Source organism: uncultured Agathobaculum sp., assembly GCF_963927765.1.
In the GTDB taxonomy this organism is placed as follows: Bacteria; Bacillota; Clostridia; order Oscillospirales; family Butyricicoccaceae; genus Agathobaculum.
The window spans coordinates 1-14,658 of sequence record NZ_CAWVCU010000032.1; the positions used below are offsets into that span (position 1 = coordinate 1).

The following is a 14,658-nucleotide window of genomic DNA, read 5'->3' on the forward strand; positions in this document are numbered from 1 at the left end:
TACAAAAAAACGCCGCGGTTGATGAGATCATCGGTCGGGCGAAAGCATTTGATATTCAAGTAAAAGAACTTTGAGGAGGACATAACAGATGGCAAAGGGAAAAGGTTTTGGCGGCTTCGGCGGCGGCATGAATATGCAGGCGATGATGAAGCAGGCGCAGAAAATGCAGGAAAACATGATGAAGGCGCAGGAGGAAATTGCGCAGATGGAGACCACCGGCACAGCGGGCGGCGGCATGGTGACCGCGACTGTGACCGGTACATCGATGCTCAAATCCATCGAGATCAAGCCTGACGTGGTCGATCCCGATGACATCGATATGCTGCAGGATCTTGTGGTTGCAGCGGTTAACGAAGCGCTCAAGGCAGCAAATGAGAAGTCCCAGAGCCAGATGTCGGCGATCACCGGCGGCATGGGCGGCGGTCTGGGCGGCCTGTTCTAATGGACTTTTTCGCACCGCCGGTGGAGCGGCTGATCGAGGAGTTTGCCAAGCTGCCCGGTATTGGGCAGAAAACCGCGCAGCGGCTGGCGTTCCATGTGCTCGATTTGCCCAAAGAGGATGCAGAGCGCTTTGCCGATGCCATTCGCGAGGCAAAAGCAAAGACCTTTACCTGCAAGCGCTGCCAGAACTTGGCGGACAATGAACTGTGTCCGATCTGCTCCGACCAGACCCGCGATCAAAAGACCATTTGCGTGGTGGCGGAGCCGCGTGACGTGATTGCATTCGAGCGCACCAAGGAGTATCGCGGGCTGTATCATGTGCTGCACGGCACGTTGTCGCCTATGGGGCATATTGGGCCAGACGATATCCGCATCCGTGAACTGGTGCAGCGCGTGGCCGATGAGGACACTGAGGAGGTCATCCTTGCGACCAATCCGGACACCGAGGGTGAGGCCACGGCAATGTACATTTCACGCCTGTTGCAGCCGTTCGGCGTCCGGATCACCCGACTGGCGTATGGCATCCCGGTCGGCGGGCATTTGGAGTATGTCGATGAGGTCACGCTGACCCGTGCGCTGGAAGGCCGACGGGATTTGTAAAAAAATCGTTTCTGCTTTGTTCCTGCCTTTTACGCGGCGCAGCCGTGCAAAGCGCAGTGCGGTGAATTTGATTGAAAACACGTTTCCAATCGGGCCGCAGGCGCAAAAACAGGAACGGCCGGACTTCCGTCCGGCCGTTCCCGCAATAAAAGGTAGGATAGAGAGTAGAAAGCAAGAACATGTGGGGGGATCTTACGCTTTCCACGGTTATTATGATATAAGGAAAATGTGAACATTCTGTGTACATTTCGCAACAAATTTTTGTTTTTGTACAATCGGGAGGAAAAAAGTCAGTGGCAGAACTGAAAAAGGAAATCGAAAACCGGCGCACATTTGCGATTATTTCGCATCCAGACGCCGGTAAAACCACCATTACGGAGAAATTTCTGCTGTACGGCGGCGCGATTCAAGAGGCAGGTATGGTTAAAGGCAAGAAAAACAGCCGCCATGCTGTGTCCGACTGGATGGAAATCGAAAAGCAGCGCGGTATTTCGGTCACGTCCTCGGTGCTGCAGTTCCGCTATGAGGGCAAGTGCATCAACATTTTGGACACCCCCGGCCATCAGGATTTCTCTGAGGACACCTACCGCACGCTGATGGCAGCGGACTCCGCGGTCATGGTCATTGACGCTTCCAAGGGCGTCGAGGCGCAGACGCGCAAGCTGTTTAAGGTCTGCGCGATGCGCGGCGTACCGATTTTTACCTTTATTAACAAGATGGACCGCGAATCGCGCGATCCGTATGAACTTTTGGAGGAAATCGAGAACGAGCTGGGCATTGGCACTTATGCCGTCAACTGGCCGATCGGCTCGGGCAAGCGCTTCAAGGGTGTGTACGACCGCATGGACGACGAGGTCATCGCCTTTGAGGGCGCGGATTTCCGTCATGAGGTCAAGGCGCAGCGCCTGTCGATCGACGATCCGGTCCTTGAGGGCTTGCTGCCTGAGGATCAGTACCAGACGCTGATCGACGACGTGGAGTTGCTCTCCGGCGCGGGTGATGAGTTCGACCTCAAGGCAGTGCATGAGGGCAAGCTGTCGCCGGTATTCTTTGGTTCGGCGCTGACCAACTTCGGCGTGGAGCCGTTCCTCAAGAAGTTTTTGCAGATGACCCCGCCGCCGACCGCCCGCACGGCGGATATCGGCGTGATCGACCCGTTTGAGGATCATTTTTCCGCGTTTGTGTTTAAAATTCAGGCTAATATGAATAAGGCGCACCGCGACCGCATCGCGTTCATACGCATCTGCTCGGGCAAGTTTGAGCGCGGGCAGGATGTGTTGCATGTGCAGAGCGGCAAAAAGATGGTGCTCGCCGCGCCGCAGCAGCTGATGGCGCAGGATCGCTCGATCGTGGACGAGGCTTATGCGGGCGACATCATCGGTATTTTCGATCCGGGCGTGTTCTCGATCGGTGACACAGTATGCGACCCCAAGCGCAAGTGTATGTTCTCCGGTATCCCGACCTTTGCGCCCGAGCTGTTTGCCACGGTGCGGCAGAAGGATACGCTCAAGCGCAAGCAGTTTGTCAAGGGCGTTGAGCAGATCGCGCAGGAGGGTGCCATCCAGATCTTCCGCGAACCGGGCGCCGGCATGGAATCGGTTATCGTCGGCGTGGTTGGCGTACTGCAATTTGAAGTGCTCGAATACCGTCTGAAAAATGAATATAACGTCGAGATTATCCGCGAAAATTTGCCGTATGAGCATGTGCGCTGGGTGGAAAACGACGAAGAAGGCTTCGATATCAAGGCGTTGCAGCTGACGAGCGACACCAAGATCGTCGAGGATCTCAAAGGAAACAGTTTGCTGCTGTTCTCCTCGCCGTGGAACATCACTTACGCGCTCGACCATAATGAGGGCTTGCGGCTCGCAGAGTTTTCGGAAAATGCATAACAATTCAGCAGGGACAAAAATCCCCGGAACCAATCGGTTCCGGGGATTTCTTTTGCTCAAAATGTAAGCGGGTCATCCTCCCGCATTTGCACGGCGCGCATATACTGCCGCAGCAGCACAAGCGGCACGATTTGTCCCGCGAGCTGCACAAAAATGGCGGGCAGCGGCAGGCCGGTCAGGATGAGTGTACTCGCCGCGAATGCGCCCAACAGCGGCGCATATAGGCACCAGCGGATGCGGCGGGCAGGATAGTTGTACGCATGGGGGATGATACGCTCATCCAGTCCCCAGTACAAATAATATTCGCTGAGCAGCCCTGCCACACTGCCTGCCATCGACAGCAGCGACATGAAATTTTGCAGCATCACATTGTCGCCCGCCAGCTGCGTGACAACCAGCGCCAGACCGATCAGCACGATTGACAGAAGCTGTGCTGGAAACGCACGGCCTAGCAGCGCGCTTTCGTCAGACAAACGGTACAGCACATAAGCGATCACGCAATAAGCTAACAAATTGATGACATTTGCAACCAACAGAACAGTGATCGAGTCGCTCAGCGCCGCCAGATTGACCGCCGCAGAGACGGCAAGCGCGCCCCACAATACGCGCAGATGGGGATAAATTTTCATAAGTGTCGTTCCTCCGATATGGCCTATTATATCATAGCTGCAATCGGATGAAAATATTTTTTGTCAGGGCTTGACAATTATGTATGATTGTATTATTATCATAGTACAATAAAACATAGAGAGGAGCGAGCCTATGCAATGGCAATTGCGGGGTGACCGGCCGATCTACCAGCAGCTGGTGGAAATATTGACCGAGCAGATCGTCAGCGGTCAGCTGGCGGCGGGCGATAAGGTGCCGGCGGTGCGCGAACTGGCGGCGCAGGCAGGGGTCAACCCCAATACAATGCAGCGCGCGCTGGCGGATATGGAGCGCGAAGGGCTGATGTATACCAACCGGACCAGCGGACGTTATGTGACGGAGGATAAAGAGATGATCCAGAAGATTCGGGAACAAATTGCGAGTGACCGCATTGCGGAATTTTTGGCTGGCATGAGCCAGCTTGGCTTCTCCGAGCAGGAGGTTTACAGTCTGCTCGAAAAGCGTCAAGGGGAGGGAAATAAAAATGGAACAGAAAAATGAGTTGATTGTCTGCACGGGACTGACCAAAACCTATGGCAGCGTCAAAGCGTTGGATAATCTGGATCTGACGCTGGGTGGCGGCCGGTTTGTCGGTCTGCTCGGTCCGAATGGTTCGGGCAAGACGACTTTGATCAAGCTGCTCAACGGATTGATCCAGCCGACGAGCGGCAGTGTGTTGGTGGATGGGCAGGCGCCCGGTATACACACGCATAGCGTGGTCAGCTATCTGCCTGATCGGGGTTATCTGAACGACTGGATGCGGGTGAGCGACCTCATGGACTTCTTCGCGGATTTCTATGCGGATTTTGACCGCGTCAAGGCAAACGATATGCTGCAATCGCTGAAAATCAATGCGCTGGACCGTCTGAAAACGCTGTCCAAGGGCACAAAGGAAAAGGTGCAGCTGATCGTGACGATGAGCCGTAGAGCCAAGCTGTTCCTGCTCGATGAGCCGATTGCGGGTGTCGATCCGGCGGCGCGCGACTATATTCTCAACACGATCCTGTCCAATTACAGTGAGGATGCGTCGGTGCTGCTGTCCACGCACCTGATTGCGGACATTGAGCGGGTGCTGGATGAGGTGATCTTCCTGAAAAATGGCGTGATGACGCTGCATGAGAGCGTGGACACGATTCGGGAGGAGCATGGAAAATCGGTGGATATGCTGTTTAGGGAGGTGTTCGCATGCTGAAGCTGCTGAAATATGAATGGAAGGCGTGCGCACGCATTTGCCTCCCGTTGTATGGTGCGATGCTGCTGATGAGCATCGTCAGCGCGCTGATGACAACTGAGCGCGCACAGGCTTTTATGAGCGGAATCCCAACGGCGATTCTTGGGATGCTTTATTTTGCCATGCTGATTGCGGTGTTTGTGGTGACGTTGGTCATTCTGATCCAGCGGTTTTATAAAAATCTGCTGGGCGACGAAGGTTATCTGATGTTCACGCTGCCGGTTTCGGTTGCGCAGCACATTTGGAGTAAGGTGATCATTGCAGCGGTGATTTGCTGCCTGAGCGGTATTGTTGCAGTGCTGAGCATTGCCATTCTCGGTTCCGGCACTGGCCTGCTCATCGGTTTTGGGATGGTGTTGGGCGAGTTTGGCCGAATCATCGTGACAGAGCCCAATGAATTGGGCTACATGCTGGAAGGCATCCTGCTGCTGCTCGTGAGTATGATCAGCGGTGTGCTGTATCTCTATCTGTGCATGGCGCTCGGCCATCTGGCAAAAAAACACCGCGTTCTGATGTCGGTCGTGTGGTACTTTGTGTTGTCGACCGTGGCGCAGTTCCTGTTCAGTTTTGTGCTGATCGGTATGGGCAACGGGCCGCTGGAGATGCTGGTGCAAGCGATAGGCGACATGGTGAAGGGTGTGCCGCCGCAGGTGCTGCTGCATGGTGTACTGCTTGGCTTCTGCGCTGCCACGGCGATACCGGGTGCGATCTGCTATTTCGGCACCCATTATATCCTCAAAAACCGGCTGAATCTGGAATAAGCACAGCTGACACGGGGGACGCGCTTCCGCGCGTCCCTTTTTGCACCCTAAAATGCGGGATGCTCATAAAATCTTAAGGATTTTGCGGCACAAATGCAAAGAATTGCCGCGTACAATGAAAGGGTAATAGGGGAGGGATAGATATGACGGCGGTATCTCGGTATGTACAGCGGGCACGCTGCGATATGGTAGGACGGTACTCGCTCTGCGAGGTGGTGGGGTTGTTTTTGGCTTTCTCGGCGGCGGGTTGGCTCTGGGAGGTCGGGCTGCACCTGCTGATGGATGGTGAGTTGGTCAATCGCGGCACGATGCTCGGCCCATGGTTGCCGATTTACGGCGTGGGCGGACTGCTGTCTGTCCTGCTGCTGGAACGCTTTGCCGCAAAGCCGGTTTTGGTTTTTGCATCGGGCGCGCTGCTTTCCACCGTAATCGAGTTCGCGGCAGGAAAATACCTGCTGGCGGTTTACGGTTTGCGCTGGTGGGATTACAGCGGATATCCGCTCAATGTGGATGGCTTGATCAGCTTGCCGACTGCGTTGGTGTTCGGCCTGGGCTGCTGTGCAGCGGTCTATCTGGCCGCACCTCTGCTGCTGGCGATGTTTCAGCGCGTGCCGCGCGAGGCGTTCGGATTGCTGTGCGCGTTACTGATTGCACTGTTTGCATTGGATTTTTGCGCGTCCACGCTGCATCCGAACACGGGTCAGGGTGTTGCGATCCGTGCATCCGAGCAGGACGGCTTGCAGGTGATCGAACCGGCGCAGATCGAAATGCTGCTCTATCATTTGACGAAATAAACTTGCGCAGGCGTTTCTTCTCTGCTATGATGAAAACAGAGAGGGGGGCGTTTGCATGAAGTGTCAGCATTGCGGGATCAACTACAACGACGAGGAGCGGGAGTGTCCGATCTGCGGCGCACGCGCGGGAAGTCGCGGCCGTGTCGGAGAATTGGAAAAGAAGGCTGCCGCTTGGCGGGAAAAGCAGTTTGAAGGGGAACCAACCTATCAGGAAAACCGCACGCGGAAAACAAACACACGCGCGAAAAAAGCAAAGCCTAGCGCGAAGCCAATCCGTGAGACCCAAAAGGGAAAAGGCAAGGTTGCGGCGGTGGTGGCGGTTGCGGTGGTGCTGCTCAATTTGCTGCCATCATTGATTCCAGTGGTAGAGGACATTTTTCAAAATATAGGCGACAGCGTCAGCACGTTTGAACTTGACCTCGGCGATTGGGGTTCGTCCGAGACAGAAGCAGAGGATTGGGCCAGCCATGATGACGGCGCACGGTACTATACGCCGGGCGAAACCTATGAATATGACCCGGGCAACTATACCTCGGTTTACGTCCGTCTGCATGATTTGATTGGTGATAACGCGACGGCGACCCTATCCGATGGCACAACGCTCAACCTGTGGGTGGATGCAGACGATGGGGACGGCTACCGTCTGGAGCTGAACGATGGCGCAGGGATATACAGCGAACAGGGCTACTATTGGTGTGTGTATAACTTCCCTGAAGAAGGGATGTACGACGATAATTATCCGCCCGAACAATACGATTCACTGGCGCTTTGTTTGACGGCAGAGGAAACGGGGTATGATGGCAATACGTATTCTGAGCGATATGATGATCGTTTGGAAAAGGGCGCCGACCTGTGGTTGCTGGCATATGTCGACCGCGCGACCGGGCTGCTCACTTTGCAGGACGTGCAAAGCACCGGTATTTTCGGCGCGGACACGTTTGTGGCGCTTGCGAGCTTACAGCAGGGATAAATAAAAAAGGAAGCCTTTCGGCTTCCTTTTTTATTGTCGTTTTACTTTGCGCAGGTTTTGCAGGGTTTCCGCGACATTTTCCTGATGCAGCTTAGCTGCTTCAAAATGCAGCAGATGGAAGTTGATATTGAACAGCGAGCCGAGGCCGACTGCGCAGATCACCGTGCCGATGCCGACCTGACCGCCCAGCAGAAACCCGGCGATGATGACAAAAATCTCAACGCTTGCGCGGCACAGGCCAACCGACCGGCCGGTTTTACGCGCCAGCGCAACCATGAGCGCGTCGCGCGGACCGGCGCCCAGCGCGCTTTTCATATACATCCAAGTGCCCAGCGCGAGCAGTTCCAGCCCGATCAGCAGCATCGGGAGGCCGGTGAGCAGCGTATGCATCTGCGGGATCCAACCCAGCCAGAGCAAGCCGTCGATGAACACCGCACACAGGATGATATTGATGACTGTGCCGAAGCCGAAGCTCTCCCCGCACAGCACGGCCGCACCGATAGCGAACGCCCCGACGATCATGGAGGCGGTGCCGTAGGTGATGCCGAGGGTCTGCGCCAGACCCTGCTGCAAAACACTCCACGGTTCCAGACCGATATTGGCTTGCAGCATCATCGTGATGCCGATCGCGCTGACCAGCATGCCCATGACCAGCCAGAGCAGACGGCGGATATAATGATTGGGCATGGGTCACCCCTCCGCGGCGAATGTGCGCACCAACTGCGCGGTTTGATCGCAGTCTGCGCGGGAAATATCGTGGTGGCAAACCATACGGTACTCTCCGCCTGCGCAGCCGGTGACTTTGACGCCGTGCTCCAGCATCCAATTGGGATAACGGGCGGCTTTGTCCTCGTCCCAGTCGGCGGTGAAAAATACCATGTCGATATCCAAACGGTCGCGGAACACCTGTACGCCGTCAATTTCGTCGAGCAACGCGCCCAGATGTGCGGCGTTTTCGTGATCTTCCCTGAGTCGATCGGTCATATCGCGCAGCGCAATCAGTCCGGCTGCGGCCAGAAAACCGCCCTGCCGCAGGCCGCCGCCCAGAATGCGGCGCGCGCGGCGCGCCCGCCAGATCAGATCCTTCGGTCCGGCCAGAATCGAACCAACCGGTGCGCACAGTCCCTTGGAGAGACAGCACATCACGGTATCGCAGTATTGCGTCATCTCACGCACATCGGAAACGCCCAAAACAGCCGCGGCGTTGAACAGCCGTGCGCCGTCCAGATGCACGGACACGCCCTTTTCGTGTGCGGTTTCATAGACTGCGCGCATGTTATCGAGCGAGACAACTGCGCCTGTGGAATGTGCATTCTCCACGACCACAAGCGTTGCGGGGGCCACCTGCACATCGCTGTCATCGGTCAGGCAGTCGCGCACAGAATCCGGGTCCATGGTGCCGTTGACGCTCTGCGGGAAACGGAGCGATACGCCTGAAAGCTGTCCGTAGGAGCCGGCTTCGTGCTCGGCGATATGGGAGTGCGGGTCGATGATGACGCAGTCGCCGCGGCGGGTGTGTGCCATCAATGCGCAGGCATTGCCCTGCATGCCCGAGGTGACAAATACCGCGGCTTCCTTGCCCAGCCGTTCGGCGGCGTAGGCTTCCAACTCGTGTATGGTGGGGTCGTCGTCAAATACATCGTCCCCCACCACAGCGGCGGCCATCACATCCCGCATAGCCTGTGTCGGTTGGGTGACCGTGTCGCTTCGCAAATCAATGTAACGCATGATAACATCCTCCTATATGTATAATTCGCCCCACCGTCCGCAGGGTGCAAAGCCGATCTGACGGTACAGCTCGGCTACTTCATCATATCCAGAAATCAAACGCGGTGTTTTGCCGCACTTCTGAATGCGCTGCACCAGAAAACGGCTGATGCGGTTGCCCAGTCCGCGATGGCGGTACTCCGGTACGACAGCGACCGCGCCAATCACACCGCATTCGTCATCCCATGAGACGATGCTGCCTGTGCCAATGACCGCGCCGTCCGCTTCCAGCTGGTACAGCTCGGACAGTCCGCGCGACAGGCGGCAGTCGAGATCAGCTGCCCAGACATCATAGTCGAGATGGGTACGATAGTATTCGTGGCTGCGCTGCAATACATCGAATACCGCGCGTTTGTTGCCGGGAACGATATCCGGGCAGTCCAGCTGCTGCGGTGCGCCGCGATACACCATATAATAGGAACTATCCGTTTGTCCGCCGAGCAGCGCCTGCAACGCCTGACATTGCGCCCAATTGGTGTCGATCTCATGTACCTGTAAACGCTGCGCCAGTTCTGCGATGGGGGCAGGGTCGGCGCGCTCGTCCGAAGAGATGGTCAGCACACCGTCCGCAAAGCAGAGCGCTGCGGCTGGCTCACGCCCTTTGCGGCACAGGAAAAACTGCGCCGCTTCGCTGCCCAGCCCATGCGCAGAGAGCGCGGTGCGGGCACGGGAGCCGAATACATGCTCATAAGTACAGGCGATGAGAAAATCCGGCACATCGGCGGCGGTTACAGGAATCAGCATAACAGGTTCCTCCTTTTGGGTAGCAGCGAAAAATGAGCGCAAAGCGCTCATTTTTTGTTTGTTTGCCGGAAATGAATCAGGTTTCGTCTTTTTTGATTTGAGATAGGTAGCGGTAGACGCTGGCCTGTGAGCAATGAAGCGCATCGGCCACATCCTTGACCGCACCCTTGAGCAGGAAAATGCCGCCCGTTTCAAGCGAGGCGATGATCTGGATACGCTCGTCCGGCGTCAGCCGGTCAGCGGTGACACCCAGCCGTGCCAGTTCGCGGCCCACTGCATCGCCTGCGACAGCGTCAATCGAGTTGTGGAAACTCTCGGTCGTCGCGGGGACGGCGCGCACGGCGTCTCCGCCGCCTTGCGGTCTGCCGGGCTGACAGTGGTCTTGGACAAATGCATCCGGATGGCACAGGCGCAGGATGTTTTCGCTGGCTTCCTGATACCGGCTGTCGTCAAAGTTGATGCACAGCATGCCGATCAGCTTTCCGTTTTGCTTAATGAACAGCGTGGAGGAACGCAGCGTTTTGCCTGTGGCAGAGACACCGCAGTAATGCAGCCGGTAGTCCTGTGACTCGTAGCTTTTGTCCATCAGGATCTTGAGCGCTACGTTGGTCAGGGGAGCGCCGACCTCGCGTCCGCTGACATGATTATTCGCGATGGCGATGATCGAGCGGTTTTTGTCGGTCAGGTCGTGCAGCGCGACCTCGTAATCGGGGCCAAGTGCCTGGCCGAGAAATTCGGTCAGTTTCATATAATGCTGCAGCAACGGATTGGCCATACGCTCACCTCATTTTCAACAATCAGACAGGTTTTTGACCTTAATTTTATTATAACGTAAAAAAAAGAGAATTGTCAAAAAAGATGAGAATAATTTCTCACAATTAAAAGAAAAAGTTATTATACAATTTCGACAAAAGCTATGTAAAATTCCCACAAAAGCAAAAAATAAAAGTGTGCCATCGTACAAAATATACAAAACCTGCTTGACAAAATATTATTCTAATGATAAATTTATCTCAGAAAAGGAGGCGTGGAAAGGATGAAAAAAGTCATCAGTACGGATTTGGCCCCCGCGGCAATCGGACCGTACGCACAGGCCGTCGCAACAGACGGATTGGTTATCACTTCCGGTCAGCTGCCGATTGATCCGGCAACCGGCGCATTCCCAGAAGGGATTGCAGCGCAGACCCGGCAGTCGCTGGAAAATGTCAAGGCGATTCTGGCAGAGGCTGGTGTGGGTATGGACCGCATCATCAAAACGACTGTGTTCCTCAGCGACATGAATAACTTTGGCGCAATGAACGAAGTGTATGCCACATTCTTTGGAGAGGGCAGTTATCCGGCTCGCTCCGCTGTGGAAGTTGCGCGCCTGCCCAAGGATGCGCTGGTCGAGATCGAAGTTATCGCGGCCCTGTAAACAATATTACATTTCGTCACGTTAGTGAAAGATACTGTCCGCCAGTCGGAATTGCATGTCGTGGGAAGCCTGCAATCGATGACCGGGGTATCCTCTAAAAATAACGGCGCACAGCGCCAGCATAATGGAGGTAATTAATATGGACAAGAAAATGGCAAACTACCCGCTGAACGTTCCCGCTCCTCATCATTACACTTTTGCGGTTCGCGACATCCCGGAAGTTACGATTGAACAGCGCGAGCGTGCTCTGAACGCAACGCACTGGAATGAATTCGCGTTCCCGGCCGGCATGCTGACCGTTGATATGCTGTCTGACTCCGGTACCACCGCGATGACCAATCAGCAGTGGGCGGCGCTGTTCCTCGGCGACGAGGCATATGGTCGCAACACCGGTTACTACGTTCTGCTCGATACCTTCCGCGACATCTTCGAGCGCGGCGGCGAGAAGAACTGGAAGAAGATCATCGACCTCGTGCGCACCGATTGCCGCGACGTTGAGAAGATGATGGACGAAGTTTACCTCTGCGAGTATGAGGGCGGCCTGTTCAACGGCGGTGCCAAGCAGATGGAGCGTCCGAATACCTTCATCATCCAGCAGGGCCGTGCTGCTGAGTCCGTCCTGATGGAAATCGTCCGCAATATTCTGGCTCGTCGTCATCCGGGCAAGGTGTTCACCATTCCGTCCAACGGCCACTTCGACACCACCGAAGGCAACATCAAGCAGATGGGTTCGGTTCCGCGTAACCTGTACAACAAGGAACTGCTGTATGAAGTACCCGAAGGCGGCAAGTACGAGAAGAATCCCTTCAAGGGCAACATGGACATCGAAAAGCTGGAGCAGCTGATTCAGGCTGTCGGCCCGGAGAACGTGCCGCTGATCTTCACCTGCATCACCAACAACCCGGTATGCGGCCAGGCGGTTTCCATGGCAAACCTGAAGGAAATCAACCGCGTTGCGCATAAGTACAACATTCCGTTGGTATTTGACTCCGCGCGCTGGGCTGAGAACGCATACTTCATCAAGATGAACGAGGAAGGCTATGCTGACAAGTCCATCGCAGAGATCGCAACCGAGATGTTCCAGTACTGCGACGTATTCACCATGTCCGCGAAGAAGGACGGCCATGCGAATATGGGCGGTATGCTGGCATTCCGCGATAAGGGTCTGTTCTGGAAGAACTTCTCTGACTTCGACGAGAACGGCAACCTGATTACTGACGTTGGCGTTACCCTGAAGGTAAAGCAGATCTCCTGCTACGGCAACGACTCCTACGGCGGCATGTCCGGTCGTGACATCATGGCTCTGGCAGTTGGCCTGTACGAGAGCTGCGACTTCAACTACATGAACGAGCGCGTTGCACAGTGCAACTATCTGGCAGAAGGCTTCTACAAGGCTGGCGTCAAGGGCGTTGTTCTGCCGGCAGGCGGCCACGCTGTATACATCAACATGGATGAGTTCTTCGACGGCAAGCGCGGTCACGACACCTTCGCGGGCGAGGGCTTCAGCCTTGAACTGATCCGCCGCTATGGTATCCGTGTCTCCGAGCTGGGCGACTACTCCATGGAATATGACCTCAAGACTCCGGAGCAGCAGGCAGAGCTGGCAAACGTTGTTCGCTTCGCGATCGACCGCAGCCGTCTGACCCAGGAGCATCTGGACTATGTTATCGCAGCAGTCAAGGCGCTGTATGAGGATCGCGAGTCCATCCCGAACATGCGTATTGTCTGGGGCCACAAGCTGCCGATGCGTCACTTCCATGCGTTCCTCGAGCCGTACCCGAACGAAGAGAAGTAATTTGAGGAATAAAATATGGGCGTAACCTGTGCCGCGTGGAAAGAGTACAGGAACGACTAGGCAAAGGCGCCTGCGGAAAAGTAAAGAGTTCCGCAGGCGTTTTTATTTACCGGATATCGGTATAAAAAAGGGGTGTAAAGTATGAGTAATAATCAGAGCACCGTAAAGACAGACGGCTTTAAGTCTCAGTGGGGCTTTATCATGGCCGCGGTCGGCTCGTGTGTCGGCATGGCGAACGTATGGCGCTTCCCGATGCTGGTTTCCAAGTATGGCGGCTTGACCTTCCTGATTCCCTATTTCATTTTCGCATTTATCATCTGTCAGTCCGGCATGATGGAAGAGTTCTCGCTCGGCCGTTGGGCCGGCGCAGGTCCGTCCGGCGCGTTCGGAAAGGCCATGGAAAACGGCGGCAAGTCCAAGAAGCTCGGTGAGTGGCTGGGCGGCATCCCGATCATTGGCGCGCTGTGCCTTGCGATCGGTTACTCGGTCATCATGGGCTGGGTGTTCTATTATACCAAGATGGCATTTACCGGCGAACTGACCGCCATGGGTCAGGATATGAATGTCATTGGCGGTACGTTCGATAAGGTCGCTCCAGCAGCAGATAACCTGATCGAAGCGATTCAGCAGACCTTTGCGACCGGCGGCGCCAACAACTTCTGGATCATTATCGGCGTTGTCGTTTCGCTCGTCATCATGGTTTTGGGCGTTGCGGGCGGCATTGAAAAATCCTGTAAGATTATGATTCCAGCGCTGTACGTGCTGTTCATCGGACTGGCAGTTCTGATGATTTTTACCCCGGACACCGGCGCAGGCTACAGCTACATTTTCTCCCTGAATCCCGCAGGCCTACTCAATCCTGAGGTTTGGGTCTACGCATTCGGACAATGCTTCTTCTCGCTGTCTGTTGCGGGTTCCGGCTCGGTTGTTTACGGCTCTTACCTTGGCAAGGACGTTAAGATCCGTCAGTCCGCGATTATCTGCGCGATACTGGATACCTCCGCGGCGCTGCTGGCGATGCTGATTATCATTCCCGCAATGGCTACCGTCGGCGCTGACCTTGGCGATGGCGGCCCCGGCTTGATGTTCATCTATGTACTCCCTGTGTTCAACAACATGGGCGGCATTGCGAGACTGATTGTTATCTTCTTCTATGTGGCGATTCTGTTTGCGGGCGTTTCCTCGGTTATCAACCTGCTTGAGGTACCGATCAACTTCCTGCAGGATCAGTTCAAGATGAAGCGCTGGATTCCTACCGTTATCATTCATGCGGTCGCTCTGGTTGTCGCGCTGCTCATCCAGCCGTGGACTTCCCAGTGGATGGATATGGTTTCGATTTATGTGCTCCCGATCGGCGCGTTTACTGCCGGCATCATGTACTTCTGGGTCATGAAGAAAGATACGGCACTGGCCGCCGCGCAGCTGGGGTCCGACAAACCTCTGATGAAGTGGTTCTATCCGTTCGGACGATATGTATTTGTCCCGCTGTGTATCCTCTGCTTCGTGCTAGGTATCGCCTGGGGCGGCATCGGCTGACATAAAAGCTTTAATTCCGAGAATATCGTCCCTTTCCCACGGAAATTGTCCGCCGGCTGTTGCAGTCG

General features: G+C 55.4%; 16 protein-coding genes. 11 read left to right on the forward strand and 5 right to left on the reverse strand.

Translation table 11 applies throughout. The features are described 5' to 3' along the window. The first annotated feature begins 88 nt into the window (after positions 1 to 88). From ABGT74_RS02055 to ABGT74_RS02065, 3 genes are all read left to right on the forward strand, one after another. The gene (locus ABGT74_RS02055; RefSeq protein WP_297282790.1) at positions 89 to 442 is read left to right on the forward strand and encodes a YbaB/EbfC family nucleoid-associated protein; all 354 of its coding nucleotides are present in this window, start codon (positions 89 to 91) and stop codon (positions 440 to 442) included. Further along, positions 442 to 1,041 (forward strand): recombination mediator RecR, encoded by a 600-nt coding sequence (recR, locus tag ABGT74_RS02060; RefSeq protein ID WP_297282789.1) that lies wholly within the window; start codon positions 442 to 444, stop codon positions 1,039 to 1,041. The genes ABGT74_RS02055 and recR overlap by 1 nt, the downstream gene beginning before the upstream one ends. A 293-nt stretch (positions 1,042 to 1,334) precedes the next feature. Beyond that, a complete protein-coding gene (locus ABGT74_RS02065) occupies positions 1,335 to 2,930 on the forward strand; it encodes a peptide chain release factor 3 (protein ID WP_346704254.1) in 1,596 nt (531 codons plus the stop codon). 56 nt (positions 2,931 to 2,986) lie between these two features. On the opposite strand, the gene ABGT74_RS02070 is transcribed toward ABGT74_RS02065, so the two are convergent. Next, on the reverse strand, positions 2,987 to 3,559 hold the full coding sequence (locus ABGT74_RS02070) for a hypothetical protein (RefSeq protein ID WP_297282787.1): 573 nt from the start codon (positions 3,557 to 3,559) through the stop codon (positions 2,987 to 2,989). Positions 3,560 to 3,692: 133 nt separating this feature from the next. Between ABGT74_RS02070 and ABGT74_RS02075 the strand changes: the two genes are divergently transcribed. From ABGT74_RS02075 to ABGT74_RS02095, 5 genes are all read left to right on the forward strand, one after another. Continuing rightward, positions 3,693 to 4,079 carry a GntR family transcriptional regulator gene (locus tag ABGT74_RS02075; RefSeq protein ID WP_297282786.1) on the forward strand — a complete coding sequence of 129 codons (387 nt, stop codon included), beginning with the start codon at positions 3,693 to 3,695 and terminating at the stop codon, positions 4,077 to 4,079. Then, positions 4,063 to 4,770 (forward strand): ABC transporter ATP-binding protein, encoded by a 708-nt coding sequence (locus tag ABGT74_RS02080; protein WP_346704255.1) that lies wholly within the window; start codon positions 4,063 to 4,065, stop codon positions 4,768 to 4,770. The genes ABGT74_RS02075 and ABGT74_RS02080 overlap by 17 nt, the downstream gene beginning before the upstream one ends. Next, positions 4,764 to 5,570: a hypothetical protein gene (locus ABGT74_RS02085; RefSeq protein WP_346704256.1), complete on the forward strand. Its 807-nt coding sequence runs from the start codon at positions 4,764 to 4,766 to the stop codon at positions 5,568 to 5,570. The genes ABGT74_RS02080 and ABGT74_RS02085 overlap by 7 nt, the downstream gene beginning before the upstream one ends. A gap of 143 nt (positions 5,571 to 5,713) precedes the next feature. Further along, on the forward strand, positions 5,714 to 6,364 hold the full coding sequence (locus tag ABGT74_RS02090; protein WP_346704257.1) for a putative ABC transporter permease: 651 nt from the start codon (positions 5,714 to 5,716) through the stop codon (positions 6,362 to 6,364). Positions 6,365 to 6,419: 55 nt separating this feature from the next. Further along, a complete protein-coding gene (locus tag ABGT74_RS02095) occupies positions 6,420 to 7,334 on the forward strand; it encodes a zinc ribbon domain-containing protein (RefSeq protein ID WP_346704258.1) in 915 nt (304 codons plus the stop codon). 30 nt (positions 7,335 to 7,364) lie between these two features. Here the strand turns inward: ABGT74_RS02095 and ABGT74_RS02100 are convergent, their stop codons facing one another. The 4 genes from ABGT74_RS02100 to ABGT74_RS02115 all read right to left on the reverse strand — a co-directional run bounded on the left by ABGT74_RS02100 (position 7,365) and on the right by ABGT74_RS02115 (position 10,620). After that, entirely contained in the window at positions 7,365 to 8,021 is a 657-nt protein-coding gene (locus tag ABGT74_RS02100) for a hypothetical protein (protein ID WP_297282781.1), read from the reverse strand. A 3-nt stretch (positions 8,022 to 8,024) separates the two neighbouring features. Then, positions 8,025 to 9,062 (reverse strand): threonine aldolase family protein, encoded by a 1,038-nt coding sequence (locus ABGT74_RS02105; protein WP_346704259.1) that lies wholly within the window; start codon positions 9,060 to 9,062, stop codon positions 8,025 to 8,027. Between the two features lie 12 nt (positions 9,063 to 9,074). After that, positions 9,075 to 9,845, reverse strand: a complete 771-nt coding sequence (locus ABGT74_RS02110; RefSeq protein WP_346704260.1) for a GNAT family N-acetyltransferase — start codon at positions 9,843 to 9,845, stop codon at positions 9,075 to 9,077. A gap of 76 nt (positions 9,846 to 9,921) precedes the next feature. After that, positions 9,922 to 10,620 carry a PAS domain-containing protein gene (locus tag ABGT74_RS02115; protein ID WP_346704261.1) on the reverse strand — a complete coding sequence of 233 codons (699 nt, stop codon included), beginning with the start codon at positions 10,618 to 10,620 and terminating at the stop codon, positions 9,922 to 9,924. Between the two features lie 261 nt (positions 10,621 to 10,881). Here ABGT74_RS02115 and ABGT74_RS02120 point away from each other — a divergent pair, with 261 nt between their 5' ends. From ABGT74_RS02120 to ABGT74_RS02130, 3 genes are all read left to right on the forward strand, one after another. Beyond that, positions 10,882 to 11,259 carry a RidA family protein gene (locus tag ABGT74_RS02120; RefSeq protein ID WP_297282777.1) on the forward strand — a complete coding sequence of 126 codons (378 nt, stop codon included), beginning with the start codon at positions 10,882 to 10,884 and terminating at the stop codon, positions 11,257 to 11,259. 139 nt (positions 11,260 to 11,398) lie between these two features. Next, positions 11,399 to 13,054, forward strand: a complete 1,656-nt coding sequence (locus ABGT74_RS02125) for a tryptophanase (RefSeq protein ID WP_346704262.1) — start codon at positions 11,399 to 11,401, stop codon at positions 13,052 to 13,054. Between the two features lie 141 nt (positions 13,055 to 13,195). Continuing rightward, positions 13,196 to 14,590 (forward strand): sodium-dependent transporter, encoded by a 1,395-nt coding sequence (locus ABGT74_RS02130; RefSeq protein ID WP_297282775.1) that lies wholly within the window; start codon positions 13,196 to 13,198, stop codon positions 14,588 to 14,590. Positions 14,591 to 14,658 lie beyond the last annotated feature (68 nt).

Excerpts from the sequence above, each read along its gene's own strand:
- ABGT74_RS02055 (WP_297282790.1), top strand. The coding sequence starts at position 89 with ATGGCAAAGGGAAAAGGTTTTGGCGGCTTCGGCGGCGGCATGAATATG.
- recR (WP_297282789.1), top strand. The coding sequence starts at position 442 with ATGGACTTTTTCGCACCGCCGGTGGAGCGGCTGATCGAGGAGTTTGCC.
- ABGT74_RS02070 (WP_297282787.1), bottom strand. The coding sequence starts at position 3,559 with ATGAAAATTTATCCCCATCTGCGCGTATTGTGGGGCGCGCTTGCCGTC.
- ABGT74_RS02075 (WP_297282786.1), top strand. The coding sequence starts at position 3,693 with ATGCAATGGCAATTGCGGGGTGACCGGCCGATCTACCAGCAGCTGGTG.
- ABGT74_RS02080 (WP_346704255.1), top strand. The coding sequence starts at position 4,063 with ATGGAACAGAAAAATGAGTTGATTGTCTGCACGGGACTGACCAAAACC.
- ABGT74_RS02085 (WP_346704256.1), top strand. The coding sequence starts at position 4,764 with ATGCTGAAGCTGCTGAAATATGAATGGAAGGCGTGCGCACGCATTTGC.
- ABGT74_RS02090 (WP_346704257.1), top strand. The coding sequence starts at position 5,714 with ATGACGGCGGTATCTCGGTATGTACAGCGGGCACGCTGCGATATGGTA.
- ABGT74_RS02095 (WP_346704258.1), top strand. The coding sequence starts at position 6,420 with ATGAAGTGTCAGCATTGCGGGATCAACTACAACGACGAGGAGCGGGAG.
- ABGT74_RS02100 (WP_297282781.1), bottom strand. The coding sequence starts at position 8,021 with ATGCCCAATCATTATATCCGCCGTCTGCTCTGGCTGGTCATGGGCATG.
- ABGT74_RS02105 (WP_346704259.1), bottom strand. The coding sequence starts at position 9,062 with ATGCGTTACATTGATTTGCGAAGCGACACGGTCACCCAACCGACACAG.
- ABGT74_RS02110 (WP_346704260.1), bottom strand. The coding sequence starts at position 9,845 with ATGCTGATTCCTGTAACCGCCGCCGATGTGCCGGATTTTCTCATCGCC.
- ABGT74_RS02115 (WP_346704261.1), bottom strand. The coding sequence starts at position 10,620 with ATGGCCAATCCGTTGCTGCAGCATTATATGAAACTGACCGAATTTCTC.
- ABGT74_RS02120 (WP_297282777.1), top strand. The coding sequence starts at position 10,882 with ATGAAAAAAGTCATCAGTACGGATTTGGCCCCCGCGGCAATCGGACCG.
- ABGT74_RS02125 (WP_346704262.1), top strand. The coding sequence starts at position 11,399 with ATGGACAAGAAAATGGCAAACTACCCGCTGAACGTTCCCGCTCCTCAT.
- ABGT74_RS02130 (WP_297282775.1), top strand. The coding sequence starts at position 13,196 with ATGAGTAATAATCAGAGCACCGTAAAGACAGACGGCTTTAAGTCTCAG.